Genomic DNA, 20,335 nt, shown 5'->3' with positions numbered 1-20,335 from the left:
CGTCCGGCAGCCGTCAACGCGCGCTAGATATCGAAGACCACCACGTCGCGCCCATCGGCGCGCAAGCCCACTTCTCCGGCCATCAGCCGCAGCGCGTCGGCGCCGAACACCGTCTTGCGCCAGCCAGTCAGGGCGGCCACGTCGGTTTCTCCGGCGGCAATCTGGTCCAACTCGGAACTCGTCGCGATCAGCTTCTGCGCCACGCCCGCCGTATCGGCCTTGGCCTTGAGCAATACGCGCAGCAGATCAGCCAACGCGGGGTTCACCTGCAACTGGTCGCGCGGATCTTTGCTGGCCGGGTAATTCTTCGGATCGACGGCCATCCCGTGCTGGATCGCGGCAAGGATGCCATCCGCGATCTCGCCCTTGCGGGCCTCACGCAGCAGCAAACGCGAGCGGCCCAGATCCTTCTCGGACTGCGGCTTGGTTGATGCCAGTTCCACCAGCGCGTCGTCCTTGTAGACCCGCGTGCGCGGTACGTTATGCTCTTGCGCATAGCTTTCGCGGAAGGCGGCCAACTCGCGCACGATTGCCATGAACTTGCCCGACTGGGTGCGCGTCTTGACCCGCCGCCATGCCTCTTCCGGGGTTACGATGTAGGTGGCCGGATCGGTCAGAACCTGCACCTCTTCCTCGACCCATTCGGTGCGGCCCGACTTCTTCAATTCGGCGGCAAGATACTCGTAAACATCGCGCAAATGCGTCACGTCGGCCAAAGCATAGGTCTTCTGGGCATCCGTCAGCGGACGCCGCGACCAGTCTGTGAAGCGCGACGACTTGTCGATCTGCGCCCTGGCGATCTTGCGCACCAACGTCTCATAGCCGACTTGCTCGCCGAACCCGCAGACCATGGCGGCGACCTGCGTGTCGAACAGCGGCGTCGGCACGATGCCCCGATCATGCACGAAGATTTCCACGTCCTGCCGCGCGGCGTGGAAGACCTTTACCACGCTTTCGTCCTGATACAGCTCGTACAGCGGATCGAGAGACAGCCCCTCGGCCAAAGGGTCGACCAGCACGGCGTCTTCCTCGGCGTCGCCGGGAACGGCCATCTGGATCAGGCACAGCCTGGAATAATAGGTCCGCTCGCGCAGGAACTCGGTATCGACCGTCACATAGGGATGCGCCCGTGCACGGGTGCAGAAATCGGCCAATGCGGCGGTGTCGGTGATCGTTATCATAAAGGTCCTCGGGTCGGGGCCAGATCAGGGTCCGCCGGTGATATTCCGCTGGCGACCATATGGAAAGGGGCGCTTAGGGCAGCGAAATCGGCGTCCGGTCCCCTTCGGCAAACCTGCGCAGTACTGCCGGGTAAAGCCGATGTTCCATCTCCAGCACACGCGCGGCCAAGGCATCCGGCGTATCGCCCGACATTACAGGCACCCGCGCCTGCCCCAGAATCGGGCCGTCATCCAGCGCGGGGGTAACCTCGTGCACGGTGCAGCCAGCCTCGACCTCGCCTGCCTCGATGGCGCGTGCGTGAGTCTTCAGCCCACGATACCTTGGCAGAAGCGAAGGGTGAATGTTCAGCATCCGCCCCTGAAACCGCTCAATGAACGGTGCCGTCAGGATGCGCATGAAGCCCGCAAGACACACGATATCCGGCTTCGCGGCCTCCAACGGCTCCACCAGCGCCACCTCGAATGCCGTGCGGTCGCCCTTGAAGGGACGGTGATCCACCGCCGCCACGGGAATGCCCATCTCCGCCGCGCGCGCCAAACCGCCTGCCCCCGGGTCGTTGGACAGCACAAGACAGGGCCGCGCCGGGTGATCTCCCGCCATGCTTTCGACCAGGCGCAGCATGTTCGACCCGCCGCCCGAAATCAGGATCGCCACCCGATTCATTCCCGCGCCCCTTCTTTGTTTTCACAAATACTCAAGAGCCATGCACTCAAAGCGGCGTCACGCCAGCGTACCGCGATACCGCACGCCTTCGCCCTTGGTGATCCTGCCGATCTGCACGACATCATGCCCGGCTTCGGCAAACGCCGCCGCGGCTGCATCCACGGCGTCCTCTGGCACCACGGCAACGAAGCCGATGCCGCAGTTGAACGTCTTGAGCATCTCGGTCGCGTCCAGCCCGCCCGCGTCGCGCAGCCACGCGAAGACCGGCGGCAAGGTCCATGATTTCAGGTCGATGTCCGCGCCCAGCCCCTCTGGCAGCACGCGCGGCAGATTCTCGGTCAGACCACCGCCGGTGATATGCGCGAAGGCCCGCGCGCCCTGCCCCATCGCGGCCAGCGCGCCCTTCACATAAAGCGCCGTCGGCGTCAGCAGCGCCGCGCCCAGCGTGTCGTCCGACCACGGGCATGGATCGCCCCAGCCCAGGCCAGACCGCTCGACGATCCGCCGCACCAGCGAGTAGCCGTTGGAATGCACGCCGTCCGAGGCGATGCCCAGCAGCACGTCGCCCTCAGCCACGCCATCGGGCAGCGCCCCGCCACGTTCCATGGCGCCGACGGCAAAGCCCGCAAGGTCGAAATCCGCGCCGTCGTACATGCCCGGCATCTCGGCGGTCTCACCCCCGATCAGCGCGCAGCCCGCGCGTTCGCAGCCCGTGGCGATCCCCTCGATCACCTGTGCCGCCGCCTCGATCTCCAACTTGCCCGTAGCGAAATAGTCCAAGAAAAACAGCGGCTCTGCCCCTTGGCAGACCAGATCGTTCACGCACATGGCGACAAGGTCGATGCCGACGCCGCCGACCTCTCCCGTGTCGATGGCGATGCGCAGCTTGGTGCCCACGCCGTCCGTCGCGGCGACCAGCACCGGATCCGCGTAGCCAGCGGCCTTCAAATCGAATAGCGCACCGAACCCGCCCAGCCCCGACATCACGCCGGATCGTGCGGTGCGCTTGGCAGCTGGCTTGATGCGATCCACCAGCGCGTTACCCGCGTCGATATCGACTCCCGCCTCGGCGTAGCTCATCCCTGATTTTTTGTCGGTCATCGTGCCCTCCGCATCCGCGTACCGGCGCGTTACCGCAGGGACGGCACATGGGCAACTGGCAAGCCGGTCCTCACCGCGCTAGGTCATGCATATGTATCGCCTCATCGCCCTTATCCTGTTTCCGACCGCCCTTTGGGCGCAGAATACACATGACGACCACGATCATCCCGGTGAAGGCCTCGATGACGCGCCCCTTGTCGTAGAAAATCCCGAACAACTGCGCGCATTGGCAGAGATCGATGGCGACCCCGACACCTTCACCGAAGACGAACAGATGAAGTTCGCAATCCTCGGCCAACTTCTTGGCCTCGATGCAGAGCTTCCTGTGCCGGAATGACTTTTCCCCCGGCGCACGCTTTGCTAGACGGACGTTGTCGGGCCTGTAGCTCAATTGGTTAGAGCAGAGCGCTCATAACGCTTTGGTTGCGGGTTCAAGTCCTGCCGGGCCTACCAGAAATCACCCTAACATATTGATATTTCTGCATTTGATTGCCCCACAGGGGGCAATCTCTCGCTTAAATGACGTCGATGCGTTGGCCTGCCTGCTACCCCACCGGATTTCGGACAATCGTTTTGTCGGCTGTCATCTTCTTCGAACAGGGACAGAATCGGACGCTACGTTCTTCCGGCTCGCGCCTGCCACGCCCGACGTGCCTGACTGTGCTCAGGGGGGGTCGACACGGCCAATGGACCACCGTCCAGCCATGAGGCCCGTACCTCCGGAGAGTGTCGGCAGTCACTCTCTGCGGGTGCCTCACCAGCAAGGCAGCCCAGATCTGTCAATCCTCAGGAGATTTCCGATTAAGAAAGATGACTACACCTTGGTACGCGTCACCAGGACCTACATTGCGACCCCTACCAGTTCGGAAAGACAATAACGGTCGCTCGTGCGCCTTGGTGTCAGTATTCATAGCCCGTAAATGAAGAGTGCACCTAGGGCGATTGCGTACAGGAAGACCTTTGGACAGCGGTCATAGCGTGTCGTGACCCGTCGCCAGCGCTTCCACCGGGCGTGCAGCGTCTTGTGTGGGCCGAAAGCGACGGGTCCGTGGCGCCAGCAAGCCATTGCAATTGATGAAACCGATCCCACTCAGTTCGCGCCTGTCATCAACACGTGGTTTGCCGTGGGACTTGGGGAAGAAAGGTACCAGACGCGCCGTCTGCGCATCCGTCAGTCAGAAAAGCTCAGTCATGTTTACCGCTCGTTTGCGGAAATCAGTGGGGTCTGACCCTAGCGTCTGAACCACGCCACGGATCAATTGCGACAGACGGCCTCTTCTATCGATCGTATGCTTTACCCCGAGAAGTCCTAAAGCGAAATCTCTTGGAGAAGCGTCTCGCGGTCCAAGTCGGACGCGTGCTCTTGCAGTACGACCCGACCACCGCGCACGGCATACATTTCATCGGCGGCTGCCACCGCGAAGTCGAAAAACTGTTCGACCAGAACGACAGCCATTTCGCCTTCGTCGCGCAAGGCCGCGATGACGCGGCCAATGTCCTTGATGACAGAGGGCTGGATCCCCTCCGTAGGCTCGTCGAGCAACAGAACGCGCGGGCGTGTGACAAGCGCGCGGGCGATGGCGAGTTGCTGTTGCTGCCCGCCCGACAGATCGCCGCCGCGTCGCGCACGCATCTCGGCCAAGACCGGGAACAGCTCATAGATGCGGTCGGGGATCGTGCGTTCGGAACGGGGCAGGCAGGCGAAGGCGGTCTCGATGTTCTCGGTCACGGTCAGGCGCGGGAAGATTTCGCGGCCCTGTGGGACGTAGGCGATGCCCGCCTTAGCGGCCTGCGCCGCGTTGGGATGGCCCAGATCGGCGCCGTCCAGCAGGATCGTGCCGCCGCTGAACGGATGGCGACCGGCGATGGCTTTCATCAGGGATGTTTTGCCCACGCCGTTCATGCCCATGATGGCGGTGACCTCTCCGACCTTCGCGGTCAGGTCGATGCCGTGAAGTACCTGGCTTTGGCCATAGCGCAGGGTCAGGTTTTGGACTTCCAACATGGCTATCGCCCCAGATAAACGTCGATGACGTCCTGATTTTGCGTGACGTGATCAAGACTGCCTTCGGCCAGCACGCGCCCCTCGTGCAGCACGGTGACCCGGCAATCGAGACGGCGCACGAACTCCATGTCGTGTTCGACCACTACAACGGCATGGCGCTTGGCCAGACGCTTCAGCAGATCGGTCGTGTGCTCACGCTCCGCCGGCGTCATCCCAGCGGCGGGTTCGTCCACAAGCAGCAGGCGCGGCTCTTGCGCCAGCAGCATCCCGATCTCCAGCCATTGCTTCTGCCCGTGGCTGAGCGCACCGGCAGGTCGGTCGATCTGCCCGTCCAGACCGACCTCAATCGCGACCTCCATCAGCCGCTCGGTGTTGCCGCCGTCGCCGAACAACACCGCGAAGGGGCCACGCCGGTCTTTCAGCGCCATGGCGAGGTTTTCACGGACAGTTTGATCCTCGAAGACCGTTGGCTTCTGGAATTTCCGCCCGATGCCCGCCCGCGCGATGTCGGATTCGGACCGGCCTATGAGGTTCGTGTTCTCATCCCCCCAAAGAACCTTGCCCGCATCAGGACGGGTTTTGCCGGTGACGATATCCATGAAGGTGGTCTTACCCGCGCCATTGGGGCCGATAACGGCGCGCAGCTCCGGCTCTCCGATTACGAAGGACAGGCCGTTGATGGCCTGAAACCCGTCGAAAGAGACAGAGATGCCATCGACTTCCAGCAGGGTCATTCCGCACCCTCCACATTGCGTTTCGCGCCGTCGTTGGGGCCGTAGTCGCCCTGCCGGTCCGCGCGACGGCGGTCGGTCCACAGGTCCACCAGCCCGCCGAGACCCTTTGGGGCGAAGAGCGTGACGCAGACGAAGCTGACGCCCAGCAGCACCAGCCACCATTCGGTCCAGCGAACCTCGTAAATGCCAAGGTCGATGTCGGGCGCGCCGCCAGAGGTGAACCAGTTGGACAAAAGCGACACCGCAATGGCGCCGATGGCCGCGCCGTAGAGCCGCCCGCGCCCGCCGATGGCCACCCAAACGGCAAGGTAAATCGACGCGATAGGCGCGATCTCTCCCGGATTGATGATGCCCGCCTGCGGATAATAGAGCGCGCCCGCGATACCGGTGACGATGGCTGTCAGGGTGAAGGCGAAGAGCTTGAACGACTCGACGTGGTAGCCAAGGAAGCGCACGCGCGCCTCGTCGTCGCGGATGGCGCGCAGAACGCTGCCCATACGGCCAGAGACGACCCAGGCGAACAGCAGATAGCCGAGGGCCAGCGCAAGGGCCGAGGCCCAGAAGAAGGCGAGCGAGATAGCGGCTTGGGAAGAGCCGTCGAAGCCGGGGATGTTCTGCAGGCCCGACAAGCCGTTGTTGCCCCGCAAACCGCTGTCGTTCTGGAACAAGTAGAGCGACAGCGCCAAGGTCATCGCCTGCGTCAGGATCGACAGATACACGCCCGTGACCCGGCTGCGGAACGCCAGCCAGCCGAAAACCAGTGCCAGAAGGCCAGGGATCAGGACGATCATCAGAAGTTGCAGCGGCAGGGAATGGGCGAACATCCAGACCAGCGGAATGTCCGACGTGCCGACCACCCCGAAGATCTGCGTGCCGATGGCATCGCGCAGCTCCTGCGGGGTCGCCGGCAGGATCTGGGAAGCAAGGTTGGCCTGCACGATGGCTTCCGTCCGCGCCCACATCAGCCACATGCCGATGGCGTAGCCGCCGAGGCCGAAGAAGGCCATATGACCAAGGCTCAGGATGCCCGTGTAGCCCCAGACCACGTCCATCGCGACGGCTGCCAGAGCCAGACAAAGCGTCTTTCCCAAAAGCTTGACGAAGGAGGTCGAGATCAAGTCCGCCCCGGCAAGGACCGTGATGAGCGCCACGAAGATCGCCAGAGCGGCCAGGAAGATCACCGTGGAGGTCGCCTTGATCGGCGGTTTGCCGGTGCGGGTCGGAAGGGCGGCGTCGGTCATGGGGTGGCACCTGATTGAAGGCGAGGAGCGAGGGGCCAGCCCCTCGCGCTCCCCGAGGTATTTTCTGAACGATGAAGAAACATCCTCAGCCCTCTGCGGCCCGGCCCTTAAGCGCGACGATGCCGCGTGGCCGGAATTGAATGAACAGGATGATGAAGAGGATCATGTAGGTTTGGGCGGCGAGCGTGTTCGACGGGTTGAACCCTTCGATCAGTTTTTGCAGCACGCCGATCAGTCCAGCGCCGGCGAGCGTGCCCCAGACGTTGCCGACGCCACCGACCACCACGGTCATGAAGCTTTGCACGATGTAGTTCGCGCCCATCTCTGACGTGACCTGCGCGTAGAGACCGATGGCCACGCCCGCGATCCCCGCGATGCCGGAGCCGAGGCCGAAGGTCAGCATGTTGATGCGGTCGGGGTCGATCCCCATGGACGACGCCATGCCCGGGTTCTGGGTGACGGCGCGAACCTCTAGTCCAAGACGCGTGCGGTTCAGGATGAAGAGCAGCAGGCCCAGAAAGCCCAGCGCCAGCACGAAAATCGCGATGCGGATGTAGCTGATCGATACGAGTTCATTGATGACCAGCTGACCGCTGAGCCAGTCGGGGCTGGTCAGGGGGCGGGCCTGCGTGCCGAAGATGTTCTTGGCCAATTGTTGCAGCGCGATGGAAATGCCGAAGGTCGCCAGAAGCGTCTCCAGCGGGCGGTGGTAGAGGTGGCGGATGACCAGCCGTTCCATCGCGATCCCGGCGACGGCGGTCACGACGAAGGCGAGCGGTAGCGCAATGACCAGCGACAGCGTGTAGTCGGTCACGAATTGCTGGACGACGTAGCCGGTGTAGGCGCCCATCATGATGAACTCTCCATGGGCCATGTTGATAACGCCCATGACGCCGAAGGTGATGGCAAGGCCGATGGCGGCGAGAAAGTAGATCGAGGCAAGGCTGAGCGCGTCCAGCGTCAGGTCCGCCGTCTGGTTCAGCGTCACCTGCCGGTCCACCGATTGCAGGGTCTGCAAGGCAGCGGCGGTAACGGCAGTGTCGGCCTCGGCGTAGACCGTATCGAAGCGATGCGCGGCGATGCTGTCGTCGATCTGCGCGTCGGTGACGAAGGGATCGGCGCGGCCATCGGCGGCCAGCCGGTCGTAGGCGGCGCGGCGGGCGGCGTCGGTGTTCAGGGTGACCAGCGGTGTACCAGCGACCGAGTCGCCCTCGACGTTCGCGAGCAGCGCGTCGCGAATGGCCGCGGGGGTGACGATGGGCGGGGCCAAGTCCGCATCGACCAGCCGGGCGTAGGCCTCGGCGCGCGGCAGGGTCAGCGGGCCTGCGACGTTGCCACCCGGGGCGTCCGCCGACACCCAGTCTTCGGTTTCCAGTATTTGCGACAGGGCCGCCCGCGCGTCGGAGGTGATGACGCCCGACAGAGCTTCGATGGCTTCGACGCGGGCTTCGGTCGTCGCGCCGTAGCGGGCGACGAGGATGTTCAGCAGGCGCTCTTTCTCGGACCGAATGCGGGCATTTTCCTCGCCTTCGATAGAGCCACGCAGCGGGTCGATCTGGTCGGCGTCGGGGCGCCGCGCGATGGAGGCGAGTGCATCGCGGCGGGCGTCTGGATCGGGGTCGGACAGACGGAACTGTACCAAGGCAGCCCCGATGACGCGGCGCACGCCGCCGTTGGGGCGCACTTCTTCAACGGCATCTTCGGGGGCGGTCGCGGCGGGTTCGCGCGAGGCGATATCCAGAAGCGTTACCGTGCCATCCTGTTCGTCCCCTTCGACGTAGAACAAACCGTCTTCGGTGTTCTGCACGATGTCGCGGTCCTGCCACGCCTCCAAGAAGATCGGCACCGAGGGAAGGCCGGAGGCGAGCAGGTCCTCGACCACCACACCAACGCTGCGGCGACCGGGAGAGGCGACCTCTTCCGCGTGGATCTGCAAGATCGACTGAAGATCGTCCTGCGCGGCGACTGGGGCCGCAAGGCAGGTCAGTGCGAGAGCGAGAAGAAGGCGCAGCATCGGGTCACCGAGATTGGGAGGGGGAGCGCGCAGACCGCGCCCCCCAAGGTCATGCGATCAGTAGTTCGAGGTCTGCTGCACGCAGCTTTCGGTCTCGGTGTTGTACATGCCGCAATCCAGTTCGGACCAATCGGACTCCAGCACCGCGCTGTCTGGCAGGAAGTCGGTCCAGGCATCGCCCGGCACCGGATCGGTCTCCGAGATGATGTCGAACTGGCCGTCCTCGGTGATCTCACCGATCAGCACGGGCTTGGCGAGGTGGTGGTTGGTGCCCATGACAGCGGTGCCGCCGGTCAGGTTCGGATATTCCTGCCCCCACATCGCCTCGCGCACGGCGTCCACGTCGGTGGTTCCAGCCTCTTCGACCGCGTTCACCCACATGTTGAAGCCGATGTAGTGGGCTTCCATCGGGTCGTTGGTCACGCGGTTCTCGTCACCGATGAACTCTTTCCACGAGGCGATGAACTCTTCATTCTCAGGTGATTCAGCGGACTGGAAGTAGTTCCACGCGGCAAGGTGACCGACGAGGTTCGAGGTGTCGAGGCCGGACAGTTCTTCTTCGCCCACCGAGAAGGCGACGACGGGAATGTCGTCGGCGCTGACGTCCTGCGCGGCCAACTCTTTGTAGAAGCCCACGTTCGCATCGCCGTTGATGGTCGAAATCACGCCGACCTGGCTGCCGTCCGATCCCAGCTCGATCACGTCGGACACGATGGTCGACCAGTCAGAGTGGCCGAAGGGGGTGTAGTTCACGAAGATGTCTTCCTCGGCGATGCCCTGCTCTTGCAGGTAGGATTCGAGGATGTTGTTCGTCGTGCGCGGGTAGACGTAATCGGTGCCCAGCAGGGCGAATTTCTCGACGCCCAATTCTTCCAGAAAATAGTCCACCGCCGGGATGGCCTGCTGGTTGGGCGCGGCGCCTGTATAGAAGACGTTCTTGGACGACTCTTCGCCTTCGTACTGCACAGGGTAGAACATCAATCCGTTCAGTTCTTCCAGAACCGGAAGAACCGATTTGCGGCTGACGCTGGTCCACGATCCGAAGATCACGTCAACCTCATCCTCGGTCAGAAGCTGGCGGCCCAGTTCGGCAAAGCGCGGCCAGTCGGACGCCGGATCGACGACGACCGTCTCGATCTGACACCCTAGCAGACCGCCATCGGCATTCTGCTTTTCCACCAGCATCAGCATGGCGTCTTTCAGCGTCGTCTCGGAAATGGCCATCGTGCCCGACAGGGAGTGCAGCACGCCGACCTTCACCGGGCATTCCGTGTCTTGGGCGAGCGCTGGCAAACCGGCGACGCATAGGGCGGTGGTGATCAGAAGATTTTTCGACATCATCAGAAGTCCTTGGTTCTGGCGCAGGAAATCCGCTGGTGACGGCCCGCCCGAACAGCCGGGCACCCTGCGCGAAATGAGCGACGCGACAACTTAAGGAATTGCCGCTGATCGAAGAGGCGAGCCGCATGTCCCCGCGGCCCGCACAGGCTGCGCGGGGCACTTTGGGGAGTCATTCTTGGATAGGTGAATTTCCGAGCGCAGGTCGCAGGTGCTCAAATATTAATCTATCGAAGTGATGATTGACGCAGTTCAAGGCGATCACGGCTGCCACGCCCGACGGTGGCACCGTGCTCCGTGGCGACCAACACCGCCGAACGCCACCTCAAACTGCGTTGACGGGAGGTGGGAAAGGTTGGCAACTAAAAAAAGTCGTCGGCAGCAGCGATGGTCCTATATCACGGCCGAGTGAAGAGAGAACAGTGCCATGAGTTGGTCCGGATACCGCATTGCCTTGGGCGAAGGCGTTCTATGAAGCGGCTGATCCTTTCGGCTGCTGCTGGCATTCTTCTATCGGGGTGCAGTGGCCGACAGTCCGTTCTTGCCCCCGCCGGCGCAGACTCGACCTCGCTGCTGACGCTGTTCTGGGTCATGCTCGTCGGTCTTGTCGTCATCTGGTTGCTGGTCAACGGGATGATGCTGTTCTTCCACCATCTCAGCCCTCGCCACTACGACGAAGGGATCGCTCGCAAGCTGATCGTCGGCGGCGGGATCGTGTTTCCCACGGTGGTGATCGCCGCGCTCTTGGCATGGGGCTTGTCGATGATGCCCGACCAGCGCGCTCCGGGATCGGGATTGCGGGTCGAGGTGATGGGAGAGCAGTGGTGGTGGCGTGTCGCCTACCTGCCCGAAGGTGCCGACGCGCCCGTGATCTCTGCCAATGAGATACGCCTGCCGGTCGGCCAGCGCACGACGTTCCAGCTGAGCAGCGCAGAAGTGATCCATTCGTTCTGGATCCCCGCCTTAGGCGGCAAGATGGACATGTTTCCCGGTCGCGAAACCATACTGACGCTAGAGCCGACACAGCCCGGCACCTTCCGCGGTCAATGCGCCGAGTTCTGCGGCGCCTCGCACGCGCTGATGGCGTTCGAAGTGGTGACGATGGAGCCGGATGATTTCGCAGCTTGGTTGGAAGAACAGGCAGCGCCCGCGGTAGCGCCCGACGGAGCCGCTGCGACGCGGGGCGCAATAGTCTTCGCCGAACAAGGTTGCGGCGCGTGTCATGCCGTTCGGGGCACGCCCGCTGTTGGCCAGGTCGGCCCGGACCTGACCCACGTGGGAAGCCGCCTAAGCATCGGGGCGGGGATCCTTGCCCCAACGGCAGAGAACTTCGCGGCCTGGATCGACCACACGGGCGATCTGAAACCAGAGGTCGACATGCCAGCCTACGACGATCTGCCGGAAGCCGATCTTACGGCGCTCGCCACCTATCTGGAGGGGCTGAAATGACCGACGACCCGTTCGCCCCCTATTCCGGCACCAACCGCCCGCAACCCAAGGGGCCGTTCCCCCCGACGGAGGAAATGCTGTCTCAGCCCGTCGACGACGAGCGGCAGGCCGCGAACGCGGATCGCTTGCGCAAGGCTTGGGTCGAACCCAAGGGCATCTTCTATTTTACAGCCGTCAATAACGACAAGGTCGGGGCGTGGTACTCGCTGACCGCGCTGTTCTTCATGCTGGCCGCGGGTGTGTTGGCTCTGCTGATGCGTGTGCAGTTGGCGGTGCCGGACAACACGTTCCTCGATGCGGATCGCTACAACCAGTTCTTCACGATGCATGGCTCTGCCATGATGTTCCTCTTCGCTGTGCCCATGTTCGAGGCGATCAGCATCCTTGTGCTGCCCGCCTTTCTTGGCGCGCGCGACATGCCGTTCCCGCGTCTGTCGGCCTACGGTTACTGGTGTTTCCTGATCGGCGGCATCTTCGTCATGGGGTCGGTCCTGTTCGACAGCGGACCGCGCGGCGGCTGGTTCATGTATCCGCCCCTGTCGACGCTGGACGAGGGTATCGGCGCCGACATCTGGCTCTTGGGACTGTCGTTCATCGAAGTGGCCTCCATCGCGGCGGCGGTCGAACTGATCGTGGGTGTTCTGAAGTGTCGACCGCCCGGAATGCGCGTGAACCTGATGCCGCTGTACGCGTGGTACGTGCTGGTTGTCGGAGGGATGATCCTGTTCGCCTTCCCGCCCCTGATCGCGGGCGACTTCCTGTTCGAGATGCAGCGCAGCTTCGATTGGCCGTTCTTCGATCCGACGCGCGGCGGCGATCCGATGCTGTGGCAGCACCTGTTCTGGATCTTCGGGCATCCAGAAGTCTACATCATCTTCCTGCCCTCCATCGCCATCGCCGCCATGGTCATCCCCACCGTCGCGCAACGTCCCATCGTGGGCTATTCGTGGATCGTGCTGTCGGCCGTGGGCGTCGGCTTCCTGTCGTTCGGGCTGTGGGTCCACCACATGTTCACGACCGGATTGCCGAACATCTCGCTCGGCTTCTTCTCGGCCGCGTCAGAGGCCGTCGTGATTCCGACGGGGATCCAGATCTTCGTCTTCGCGGCCACGTTGATGGTCGGCAAGGTCAAGAAGTCGCTGCCGATGCTCTGGATCGCGGGCGCACTGGCGATCTTCGTGCTGGGTGGGCTTACGGGCGTGATGCTGGCCATTGCTCCGTTCAACTGGGCGGTCCACGACAGCTACTTCATCGTCGCCCACCTGCACTACACGCTGTTCGGCGGCATGATCTTCCCGGTGATCGCGGGCGTATATTACTTCTTCCCGTTCTTCCGGAAGGGCAAGATGATGTCCGAGACGCTGGGCCGCTGGGCGTTCTGGCTGATCTTCATCGGCTTCAACGCGGCTTTCCTGCCGATGCACTACACCGGCCTGATCGGGATGCCGCGACGGGTCTATACCTACGGAGACGGGATCGACTGGGGCTGGCTGAACATGCTGTCTACCGTGGCCAGCTTCGTGATCGCGGCAGGTTTTCTTGTGTTCGTCTACGACCTGTTGCGGCCCAAGAAGGCAACGGAACCGCCCGTGCGCAACCCCTGGAACGCGGGCACGCTGGAGTGGTCTCATAACGTGCCAGAGGAACAGTGGGGCGTGCGGTCCATCCCCTTCGTCACTTCGCGCTATCCCCTTTGGGATCAGCCGCATATCGTCGAACGTATGGACGCGGGGCGCTACTACCTGCCCGATACAGAGTACGGCCATCGCGAAACCATCGTCACATCGGTCCTCGACGCGCGCCCGCAGCATATTCAGCGCGTGACCGGCCCGGCCTACATAACACTTCTGGCAGCGGCATTCACCGGCGGCGCGTTCATCTTCCCGACGTTCAGCTGGTATTTACCCGCGATCATCAGCGGCGCCTGCGCGATTGCCTGCGTGCTCTATTGGCTATGGACCAGCACGGCACAGATACCAGAGAAGCCCGTCAGCGACGTGGGGTTGGGTCTGACCCTTCCGCGCTATGCGTCCGGGGCCAACGCGCCGGGGTGGTGGGCTGTTTGGATTACCATGCTGGGCGACGCCACGGCTTTCGCCAGCCTTGTCTTCGGCTTCTTCTTCTACTGGACGGCCAGCCCCGACTTCCCGCCAACGGGTGCTGAACATGCCAACGGCGTCGCCGTTCTTGCGGCGGCCATTCTGCTGGTGGCGTCGTGGGCGGCCACGCGCACGGCCCACTCCATTAACCGCCATGGCAACGTCCGGCTGGCACAGGTCATTTTGGGCGGGGCCATCGCCTGCACCGTTCTGGGCGGCGCGTCGGTCTATCTTGCCATCGCAGAGTTGAACCCGACCGAGCACGTCTATCCCGCCATGGTCTGCGGTATATCGGTTTGGCTTCTGGCCCACCTTTGCCTTGGCCTGATCTCGCAGGGCTACTGCCTAGCCCGCAGTATCGCCGGGCGGATGACGCCACTTTACGACGCTGACATCACCAACGTCACGCTGATGTGGCACTTCCTTGCGCTGCAGGCGCTGGTGACCTGCGCGGTCATCGGACTGCTGCCGGGGTGGATGGCATGAACCGGCCCAACGAGTTCGGTGTCGGCGTCGGCATCCTGATGAAGATCACCATCGCCCCGTGGATCTGGGCGTTTCACTTCGTGATCTGCTACGGCTCTGCGGCGATCTGGTGCGAGAAACTGGCAGCGGACGGCGATGTCGCCCCACTGTATCTGTTCCTGCTGCTCGTCACCGGCATCGCCCTTGCCGGCATCATCGCCAGCGGCTGGATCGGCTGGCGCAGTTGGACAGAGGGCGGCTACGGCGAAGATGGCGCACAGCCTGGGATCGACGATGTCGAAAGCCGCGATCGCTTCTTGGGCCACGTATCGGTCCTGCTGGCGGTCGTGTCGGCCATCGGTGTCGTCTACGTGCTGCTGCCTATCCTGCTGATCGGATCCTGCCGATGACCCGGTGGTGCCTTCTTGCGCCGCCTCTGATGGTCGTGATCTGGGCCTTGCCCTGGGCCGATTGGGTCGGTTTGTTCCCTGCCCATATGGTGCGTCACATGGGGCTGGTCGCGATCCTGGCCCCCGTCATCGTGCTTGGCTTTCCGGCGTATGTATCCCCACTGGCGCTATCCCCACTGATCGGGGCGGTGCTGGAGTTCATCGCGGTGTGGGGCTTTCACATGCCGGTCCTGCATGAAGCTGCCGCCTTCCGCCCGCTGGCCTTTGTTGTCGAGCAGGCAACCTTCCTGTTGGTGGGCGTGATCGTCTGGGCTGGGTGCCTGCGCACGGGCGGCTTGGCCGGGGCCGGGGGGTTGTTGCTGACCTCGATGCACATGACGCTTCTGGGCGCGCTGCTGACGCTCGCCCCCCGCGTCCTTTACGCGCAAGGCTGCGTTGGCTCGCTTGCCGAACAGCAGACGGGCGGCATGTTGATGCTGGCCATCGGCACGCCCGTTTACCTGATCGCCGGGCTGTGGCTGGTCGGTGGCGCGCTGGATTTCACCAAGGATGAACCTGCATGAAGCGTATCCTTCAGACCTTGGCCGCGCTTGCCGCGCTGGGCGCCGTTGGCGGCGCGGCTGTCGTGTTCGGCGGGCTTTACAACGTATCCGCGCGCGAGGGGCATTGGTCGATAACGCCGTGGGTTTTGCACACCACCTTCCGCAACTCGGTGGAATTGCGCGCGCCCGCACAAAGCGAGGTCCCGGATCTGACGCAAGCGGGCATGGTCGCCTTGGGAGCCAAGCATTTCGATGGCGGCTGCAAGACCTGTCATGCCGGGCCAGGAGAAGAGCGTTGGGCCGTGCCGACCGCCATGGTCCCCCACCCGCCCCACATAGTCGAAGCGGTTGGCTCTTGGGCGCCGAACGAACTGCACTGGATCGTGGATGAAGGCGTCAAGATGTCCGGTATGCCCTATTGGCCCGCCGAACGAACCGATGACATCTGGCCGGTCGTCGCCTTCCTGCAGCGCGTGGATGATATGGCCGCTGGCGAATACGACGCTCTGACGCTGCATCCCCCTGCCCCCGAAGGAGCGCCGGATGATCTGCCCTATTGCGCCATGTGCCATGGCGTTTCCGGTCTCAGTAATAATCCCTTGATCCCAAGGCTCGATATCCAGCCCCAGGCCTATCTGGAACAGACCTTGCAGGCCTATGCTGATGGCGAGCGCGAAAGCGGCATCATGCATGTCGCCGCGACCCGCGTCAGCTCAGAGGCGCTGATGGAACTGGCCGCTTGGTTCGCAGAGCAGGACGTCGCGGCGTCTGCTGAAACGGAAGCCGCCGATCCGGACCTGATCGCCACAGGCGAGGCACTGGCGACGAACGGCACCCGCGACGTTCCCGCCTGCACTGCCTGCCACGGTCCGAAAGCCGACCAGCCCCGCGCCGCCAGCTTTCCGCGCCTCGCGGGGCAAAGCGAGACGTTCCTTGCACAGCAGCTTCGGCTCTGGCGCAGCGGGGTGCGTGGAGGTGGCGACACATCGAACCTGATGACCAAATCGGCCCAAGACCTGACGGACGACGATATCGCCGCGCTATCGGCCTGGTACGCGACACAGGTCCCGACGAAGCCGCTTTCAGCTCAGTAGTGCCGGAGTAGCCTCACGCAACTTTGTCGTTGCCGCGCAGGCAATCTTCCTTGATCTTTCTTGCGGCCCTTCAGCCTTGAATCAGGATGCTGCGGCACGACCTGTCGAAAGTCATCTGCGCACACAAAGCTATAGGAGCTTCAACCCGATGGTCGACGCGGTCTTCAAGACCCTAAAGTCGAAGCTGATGTGGCCAGCCGCCCTGCGATCCTGCCCGCAGGCCGAAACCGCTGTCGCCGCATTTGTCGATGGCTTCTACAATCCTGTTCGGCGACATTCATCGCTCGACTCCCAAAGCCCCCATCGCCTTCGAACGAAAGGCAACGGACGTTAGCTGAACGATCTCCACGAAGCCGGGGCAAGTCCAGACACGGCGACCTACAAGTTTAAAAGCAAGGCACATGCCGACGATATCATAGACCAGACCGCTCAGCGGCCACGCTCCTTGCGCCAGTCTTCGAATGCGGCGCGGTGCTCGTCCTTGGTGCAGGGATACAGGCCGATAATGGATTCGCCGTCTTTCACGCGCTCGACCACGAAGTCCTCGTAGGCCGTCATCTCGACGGCCTCGTCGGCCACCTCGTCCGCGATGTCTTGCGGAATGACGATGACGCAGTCCGCATCGCCGACGATGACGTCGCCCGGAAAGACCGGTGCGTCGCCGCAGCCGATGGGTTCATTGATGCCGATGGCCTCGTTCAGGGTCAGGTTCGTGGGGCTGGAGGGGCGCGTGTGGTAGGCCGGGATGTCCAGTTCGGCGATCACGGCGGCGTCGCGGAACCCGCCGTCGGTGACGATCCCCGCCCCGCCGCGCTTCATCAGACGAGTGATCAGGATATCCCCGGCAGAGGCGGCAGCGGCGCTCTTGCGGCTGTCCATCACCAGCACATGGCCCGCGGGGCATTGCTCGATCGCGACACGCTGAGGGTGTTCGGGATTGCGGAACTCCACCAGTTGATTGCGATCCTCGCGGGCGGGCATGTAGCGCAGAGTATAGGCCGGACCGACCATGTTCTTGCCCTTCCAGCCCAGCGGATTGGCGCCCTGGACCACCTGGCTGCGCAGGCCACGCTTGTAGAGCGCGGTCGCCAGCGTGGCGACCGACACATCCATCAGCTTTTCGCGGGTCTCATCTTTCATGATAGGTCCTATTCACACTGGAAAAGATATCGGCTTCTTTCAAATCAGGTCGTTTTCGGACAGGAACGTCCGAATCGTCGTCATCGTGGCATCCGTCAGCGGCCAGTAATCAGCGGAACCGTGACTGGATCATGGGCCATCAGAAGATATCCGGCTCACCCGCGGCTTCGCCGAAGGATCGCTCTAGGAAGTCGAAGTCACAGCCTGTGTCGGCTTGGCCCACATGCTTGGAGAACATGTAGCCCCAGCCGCGCTGGAACTTCGGCTCGGGCGCTTGCCACGCGGCACGGCGGCGTTCCAATTCGTCCTCCTCCACCAGCATATCCAGCGTGCGGTTCGGCAGGTCCATCCGCACCATGTCGCCGTTCTGCAGCAGCGCCAGCGGGCCGCCCACGAAGCTTTCGGGGGCCACGTGCAGAACGCAGGCCCCGTAGGACGTGCCCGACATTCGCGCGTCCGAGATCCGCAGCATGTCGCGGTGGCCCTGCTTGATCAGCGCCTTGGGGATCGGCAGCATCCCCCATTCCGGGAAGCCCGGACCGCCCAGCGGGCCTGCGTTCCGCAGCACCATCACATGGTCGGGCGTGACCTCCAGGTTTTCGTCATCCACCGCCGTCTTCATCTCGGGGTAGCTGTCGAAGACCAGCGCGGGGCCTTCGTGGACGTGGTACTTCGGATCGCAAGCCGCGGGCTTGATCACCGCACCGTCGGGGCACAGGTTGCCGCGCAGCAGCGCCAGAGAGCCTTCGTGGTAGACCGGGTTCGACAGCGGGCGGATGACATCGTCGTTGTAGACCACGGCCCCTTCGAGGTTCTCTCCCATGGTCTTGCCGGTGACGGTGATGCAGCTGGTGTCCAGCCGCTCCTCCATCTGCTTCATCAGGGCGCGCAAGCCCCCCGCCATGTAGAAGTCTTCCATCAGGTAGTCCTTGCCCGACGGGCGGACGTTGGCGATCAGCGGGGTGGTGCGGCCCAGCGCGTCCAGATCGTCGAGCGCCAGATCAACGCCCGCGCGGCGGGCCATGGCGATCAGGTGGACGACGGCGTTGGTGGAGCAGCCCGTGGCCATGGCGATGATGGCAGCGTTCCTGACGGATGCGTCGGTGATGATCCTGTCCGGCGTCAGGTCCTCCCACACCATGTCCACGATGCGGCGGCCGCAATCGGCGCCCATGCGCTGGTGGCCAGAGTCGGCTGCGGGGATCGACGACGCGCCCGGCAGCGTCAGACCCATCGCGTCGGTGATCGCCGTCATGGTCGATGCCGTCCCCATCGTCATGCAGGTGCCGACCGAGCGCGCGATACCGCCCTGCACGCCCAGCCATTCGGCGTCTGTGATGTTGCCCGCGCGACGTTCATCCCAGTATTTCCACGCGTCAGAGCCTGAGCCCAGGATCTTGCCCGCGTAATGCCCGCGCAGCATCGGCCCGGCGGGCAGGTAGATGAACGGAATGCCCGCCGTGATCGCCCCCATGACCAGCCCCGGCGTGGTCTTGTCGCAACCGCCCATCAACACCACGCCGTCGAAGGGGTGGCTGCGGATCATCTCTTCCGTCTCCATCGCCAGCATGTTGCGGTAGAGCATACTGGTCGGCTTGGTGAAGCTTTCGTCCACCGACAGCGACGGCATCTCGACCCCGAAGCCCCCGCCCTGGAACACGCCCCGCTTCACATCCCGCGCCCGTTCGCGGAAGTGACCGTGGCAGGAGTTGATCTCGGACCAGGTGTTCAGGATGCCGATGACCGGCTTGCCGCGAAACTCCTCCTCGGAATACCCCATCTGCATCATCCGGCTGCGATGCCCGAAACTGCGCAGATCATCAGGGCCGAACCACCGAGAGGATCGAAGGTCGTTCGGGTTCTTCTTGGTCGGCATCGGATCACCCCGTGAAATGGATAGGTTCGCCACGCGCGCACGCCGCCCCCGGTTTATTCCTCATGGATGCCATCCGCACAGAAGGCCCCGCCCTGATAGACCGCGTTCGGGTCATCCTTGCCCGGCGGGTCCATCTGCGCATCCAGCTTGGCGCGAAACGCCTCGGCGTTGTCTTGCGGCTGCCAGCCAAGATAGGCGACCTCTCGATTGTCCCACCACGATCCGCTGTTGGCCGATGCGCCGTAGATGATCGGGCAGCCCAGACTCGGCACAAGGAAGATGCGCTCGATCAGGGCGAAGAAATCCCTGTCGCTCATCCAGGTCGCGAGCATCCGGTGGTTCTTGGGTTCGGGAAAGCACGAACCGATACGGATGCAGGCAGTCTCTATCCCGAACTTGTCGTGGTACATGCTGGCCATCGCCTCTCCGAAGACCTTGGACACGCCGTAAAGCCCGTCCGGGCGGGTCAGGGATTTGGCGTCCAGTCGTTCTGTCTGCGGGTGGAAGCCGATGGCGTGGTTCGAACTGGCAAAGACGATGCGGGGCGTAACAGATGACTTGCGCGCGGCCTCGTACAGGTTGAACACGCCATCGATGTTCGAGCTGCGCACCGTGTCCCAAGGGGCTTCGACCGATTGACCGCCCAGATGAACGATCCCGTCGCACCCCTCGACCAACGCCTCGACCGCGTCCTTGTCGGCCAGATCGCAATGCACGATCTCTTCGTGGGACGCGGCATCCGTCACGCCGTCGCGGTCGCTTAAGCGGATGGTCTCTGCCAGCGGCTTCAGGCCGGTGCGGCACATGACGCCAAGATTTCCCGAGGCCCCCGTGATCAGCAGTTTTTTCAGCATGTCATCCTCATGATCTGATCTGTTCGTTTTGCATGGGCCGCAGGGAATCGAACACGGCCCTGCGCGTGTCGGGTGCCATGGCGTGGCCGCTCTCGGCAGCCATGAGACTGCGCGGACCGATGATCTGC

The 20,335-nt window shown here is 63.4% G+C and carries 17 protein-coding genes, 1 tRNA gene and 1 pseudogene; 7 read left to right on the top strand and 12 right to left on the bottom strand.

Translation table 11 applies throughout. The features are described 5' to 3' along the window. Positions 1 to 23: 23 nt before the first annotated feature. The 3 genes from rnd to purM all read right to left on the bottom strand — a co-directional run bounded on the left by rnd (position 24) and on the right by purM (position 2,946). Entirely contained in the window at positions 24 to 1,181 is a 1,158-nt protein-coding gene (gene rnd / locus FIU81_RS05670) for a ribonuclease D (RefSeq protein WP_124112600.1), read from the bottom strand. Between the two features lie 73 nt (positions 1,182 to 1,254). After that, on the bottom strand, positions 1,255 to 1,845 hold the full coding sequence (gene purN / locus FIU81_RS05665) for a phosphoribosylglycinamide formyltransferase (protein ID WP_124112599.1): 591 nt from the start codon (positions 1,843 to 1,845) through the stop codon (positions 1,255 to 1,257). A gap of 57 nt (positions 1,846 to 1,902) precedes the next feature. Beyond that, a complete protein-coding gene (gene purM, locus FIU81_RS05660; protein WP_124112598.1) occupies positions 1,903 to 2,946 on the bottom strand; it encodes a phosphoribosylformylglycinamidine cyclo-ligase in 1,044 nt (347 codons plus the stop codon). 91 nt (positions 2,947 to 3,037) lie between these two features. On the opposite strand from purM, the gene FIU81_RS05655 reads away from it, so the two are divergent. Together FIU81_RS05655 and FIU81_RS05650 are read left to right on the top strand one after the other, a co-directional pair. Continuing rightward, the gene (locus FIU81_RS05655) at positions 3,038 to 3,283 is read left to right on the top strand and encodes a hypothetical protein (RefSeq protein ID WP_124112597.1); all 246 of its coding nucleotides are present in this window, start codon (positions 3,038 to 3,040) and stop codon (positions 3,281 to 3,283) included. 39 nt (positions 3,284 to 3,322) lie between these two features. Then, positions 3,323 to 3,399, top strand: a tRNA-Ile gene (locus FIU81_RS05650). A gap of 541 nt (positions 3,400 to 3,940) precedes the next feature. Here FIU81_RS05650 and FIU81_RS05645 read toward each other — a convergent pair. The 6 genes and pseudogenes from FIU81_RS05645 to urtA form a co-directional block, all read right to left on the bottom strand. Continuing rightward, positions 3,941 to 4,121: pseudogene (locus tag FIU81_RS05645) on the bottom strand (transposase); the annotation flags it as partial. 134 nt (positions 4,122 to 4,255) lie between these two features. Further along, positions 4,256 to 4,951, bottom strand: a complete 696-nt coding sequence (urtE, locus tag FIU81_RS05640; protein ID WP_124112596.1) for an urea ABC transporter ATP-binding subunit UrtE — start codon at positions 4,949 to 4,951, stop codon at positions 4,256 to 4,258. 2 nt (positions 4,952 to 4,953) lie between these two features. Then, positions 4,954 to 5,685: an urea ABC transporter ATP-binding protein UrtD gene (gene urtD, locus FIU81_RS05635; RefSeq protein ID WP_124112595.1), complete on the bottom strand. Its 732-nt coding sequence runs from the start codon at positions 5,683 to 5,685 to the stop codon at positions 4,954 to 4,956. Further along, entirely contained in the window at positions 5,682 to 6,926 is a 1,245-nt protein-coding gene (gene urtC / locus FIU81_RS05630; RefSeq protein WP_124112594.1) for an urea ABC transporter permease subunit UrtC, read from the bottom strand. The genes urtD and urtC overlap by 4 nt, the downstream gene beginning before the upstream one ends. Before the next feature lie 85 nt (positions 6,927 to 7,011). Beyond that, positions 7,012 to 8,940 (bottom strand): urea ABC transporter permease subunit UrtB, encoded by a 1,929-nt coding sequence (urtB, locus tag FIU81_RS05625; protein ID WP_124112593.1) that lies wholly within the window; start codon positions 8,938 to 8,940, stop codon positions 7,012 to 7,014. Positions 8,941 to 8,997: 57 nt separating this feature from the next. Further along, complete coding sequence (urtA, locus tag FIU81_RS05620; protein ID WP_413816224.1) at positions 8,998 to 10,281, bottom strand: urea ABC transporter substrate-binding protein; 1,284 nt, start codon at positions 10,279 to 10,281, stop codon at positions 8,998 to 9,000. 468 nt (positions 10,282 to 10,749) lie between these two features. On the opposite strand from urtA, the gene coxB reads away from it, so the two are divergent. From coxB to FIU81_RS05595, 5 genes are read left to right on the top strand one after another with little or no spacing between them, the layout of a single operon-like run. Next, a complete protein-coding gene (gene coxB / locus FIU81_RS05615; protein ID WP_124112591.1) occupies positions 10,750 to 11,727 on the top strand; it encodes a cytochrome c oxidase subunit II in 978 nt (325 codons plus the stop codon). Then, positions 11,724 to 14,312 (top strand): cbb3-type cytochrome c oxidase subunit I, encoded by a 2,589-nt coding sequence (locus FIU81_RS05610; RefSeq protein ID WP_124112590.1) that lies wholly within the window; start codon positions 11,724 to 11,726, stop codon positions 14,310 to 14,312. The genes coxB and FIU81_RS05610 overlap by 4 nt, the downstream gene beginning before the upstream one ends. Next, positions 14,309 to 14,701 carry a hypothetical protein gene (locus FIU81_RS05605; RefSeq protein WP_124112589.1) on the top strand — a complete coding sequence of 131 codons (393 nt, stop codon included), beginning with the start codon at positions 14,309 to 14,311 and terminating at the stop codon, positions 14,699 to 14,701. Before FIU81_RS05610 ends, FIU81_RS05605 begins: the two co-directional genes overlap by 4 nt. Continuing rightward, positions 14,698 to 15,264 (top strand): cytochrome c oxidase assembly protein, encoded by a 567-nt coding sequence (locus FIU81_RS05600; RefSeq protein WP_124112588.1) that lies wholly within the window; start codon positions 14,698 to 14,700, stop codon positions 15,262 to 15,264. Before FIU81_RS05605 ends, FIU81_RS05600 begins: the two co-directional genes overlap by 4 nt. After that, positions 15,261 to 16,337, top strand: coding sequence for a c-type cytochrome (locus FIU81_RS05595; protein WP_124112587.1), 1,077 nt, complete (start codon positions 15,261 to 15,263; stop codon positions 16,335 to 16,337). Before FIU81_RS05600 ends, FIU81_RS05595 begins: the two co-directional genes overlap by 4 nt. Positions 16,338 to 16,766: 429 nt before the next feature. On the opposite strand, the gene FIU81_RS05590 is transcribed toward FIU81_RS05595, so the two are convergent. From FIU81_RS05590 to FIU81_RS05580, 3 genes are all read right to left on the bottom strand, one after another. Next, complete coding sequence (locus tag FIU81_RS05590) at positions 16,767 to 17,477, bottom strand: ribonuclease activity regulator RraA (RefSeq protein WP_124112586.1); 711 nt, start codon at positions 17,475 to 17,477, stop codon at positions 16,767 to 16,769. Between the two features lie 139 nt (positions 17,478 to 17,616). After that, complete coding sequence (araD, locus tag FIU81_RS05585; protein WP_124112585.1) at positions 17,617 to 19,353, bottom strand: L-arabinonate dehydratase; 1,737 nt, start codon at positions 19,351 to 19,353, stop codon at positions 17,617 to 17,619. Between the two features lie 53 nt (positions 19,354 to 19,406). Beyond that, positions 19,407 to 20,207, bottom strand: a complete 801-nt coding sequence (locus FIU81_RS05580) for an NAD-dependent epimerase/dehydratase family protein (protein ID WP_172971408.1) — start codon at positions 20,205 to 20,207, stop codon at positions 19,407 to 19,409. Positions 20,208 to 20,335 lie beyond the last annotated feature (128 nt).

It is taken from the genome of Palleronia sp. THAF1 (assembly GCF_009363795.1).
GTDB lineage: Bacteria > Pseudomonadota > Alphaproteobacteria > Rhodobacterales > Rhodobacteraceae > Palleronia.
Note: the sequence above shows the minus strand (reverse complement) of the source record. Positions and strands in the feature narration are given on the sequence as shown.

Coding starts and splice junctions, on each gene's coding strand:
- rnd (WP_124112600.1), bottom strand. CDS start 1,181: ATGATAACGATCACCGACACCGCCGCATTGGCCGATTTCTGCACCCGT.
- purN (WP_124112599.1), bottom strand. CDS start 1,845: ATGAATCGGGTGGCGATCCTGATTTCGGGCGGCGGGTCGAACATGCTG.
- purM (WP_124112598.1), bottom strand. CDS start 2,946: ATGACCGACAAAAAATCAGGGATGAGCTACGCCGAGGCGGGAGTCGAT.
- FIU81_RS05655 (WP_124112597.1), top strand. CDS start 3,038: ATGTATCGCCTCATCGCCCTTATCCTGTTTCCGACCGCCCTTTGGGCG.
- urtE (WP_124112596.1), bottom strand. CDS start 4,951: ATGTTGGAAGTCCAAAACCTGACCCTGCGCTATGGCCAAAGCCAGGTA.
- urtD (WP_124112595.1), bottom strand. CDS start 5,685: ATGACCCTGCTGGAAGTCGATGGCATCTCTGTCTCTTTCGACGGGTTT.
- urtC (WP_124112594.1), bottom strand. CDS start 6,926: ATGACCGACGCCGCCCTTCCGACCCGCACCGGCAAACCGCCGATCAAG.
- urtB (WP_124112593.1), bottom strand. CDS start 8,940: ATGCTGCGCCTTCTTCTCGCTCTCGCACTGACCTGCCTTGCGGCCCCA.
- urtA (WP_413816224.1), bottom strand. CDS start 10,281: ATGATGTCGAAAAATCTTCTGATCACCACCGCCCTATGCGTCGCCGGT.
- coxB (WP_124112591.1), top strand. CDS start 10,750: ATGAAGCGGCTGATCCTTTCGGCTGCTGCTGGCATTCTTCTATCGGGG.
- FIU81_RS05610 (WP_124112590.1), top strand. CDS start 11,724: ATGACCGACGACCCGTTCGCCCCCTATTCCGGCACCAACCGCCCGCAA.
- FIU81_RS05605 (WP_124112589.1), top strand. CDS start 14,309: ATGAACCGGCCCAACGAGTTCGGTGTCGGCGTCGGCATCCTGATGAAG.
- FIU81_RS05600 (WP_124112588.1), top strand. CDS start 14,698: ATGACCCGGTGGTGCCTTCTTGCGCCGCCTCTGATGGTCGTGATCTGG.
- FIU81_RS05595 (WP_124112587.1), top strand. CDS start 15,261: ATGAAGCGTATCCTTCAGACCTTGGCCGCGCTTGCCGCGCTGGGCGCC.
- FIU81_RS05590 (WP_124112586.1), bottom strand. CDS start 17,477: ATGAAAGATGAGACCCGCGAAAAGCTGATGGATGTGTCGGTCGCCACG.
- araD (WP_124112585.1), bottom strand. CDS start 19,353: ATGCCGACCAAGAAGAACCCGAACGACCTTCGATCCTCTCGGTGGTTC.
- FIU81_RS05580 (WP_172971408.1), bottom strand. CDS start 20,207: ATGCTGAAAAAACTGCTGATCACGGGGGCCTCGGGAAATCTTGGCGTC.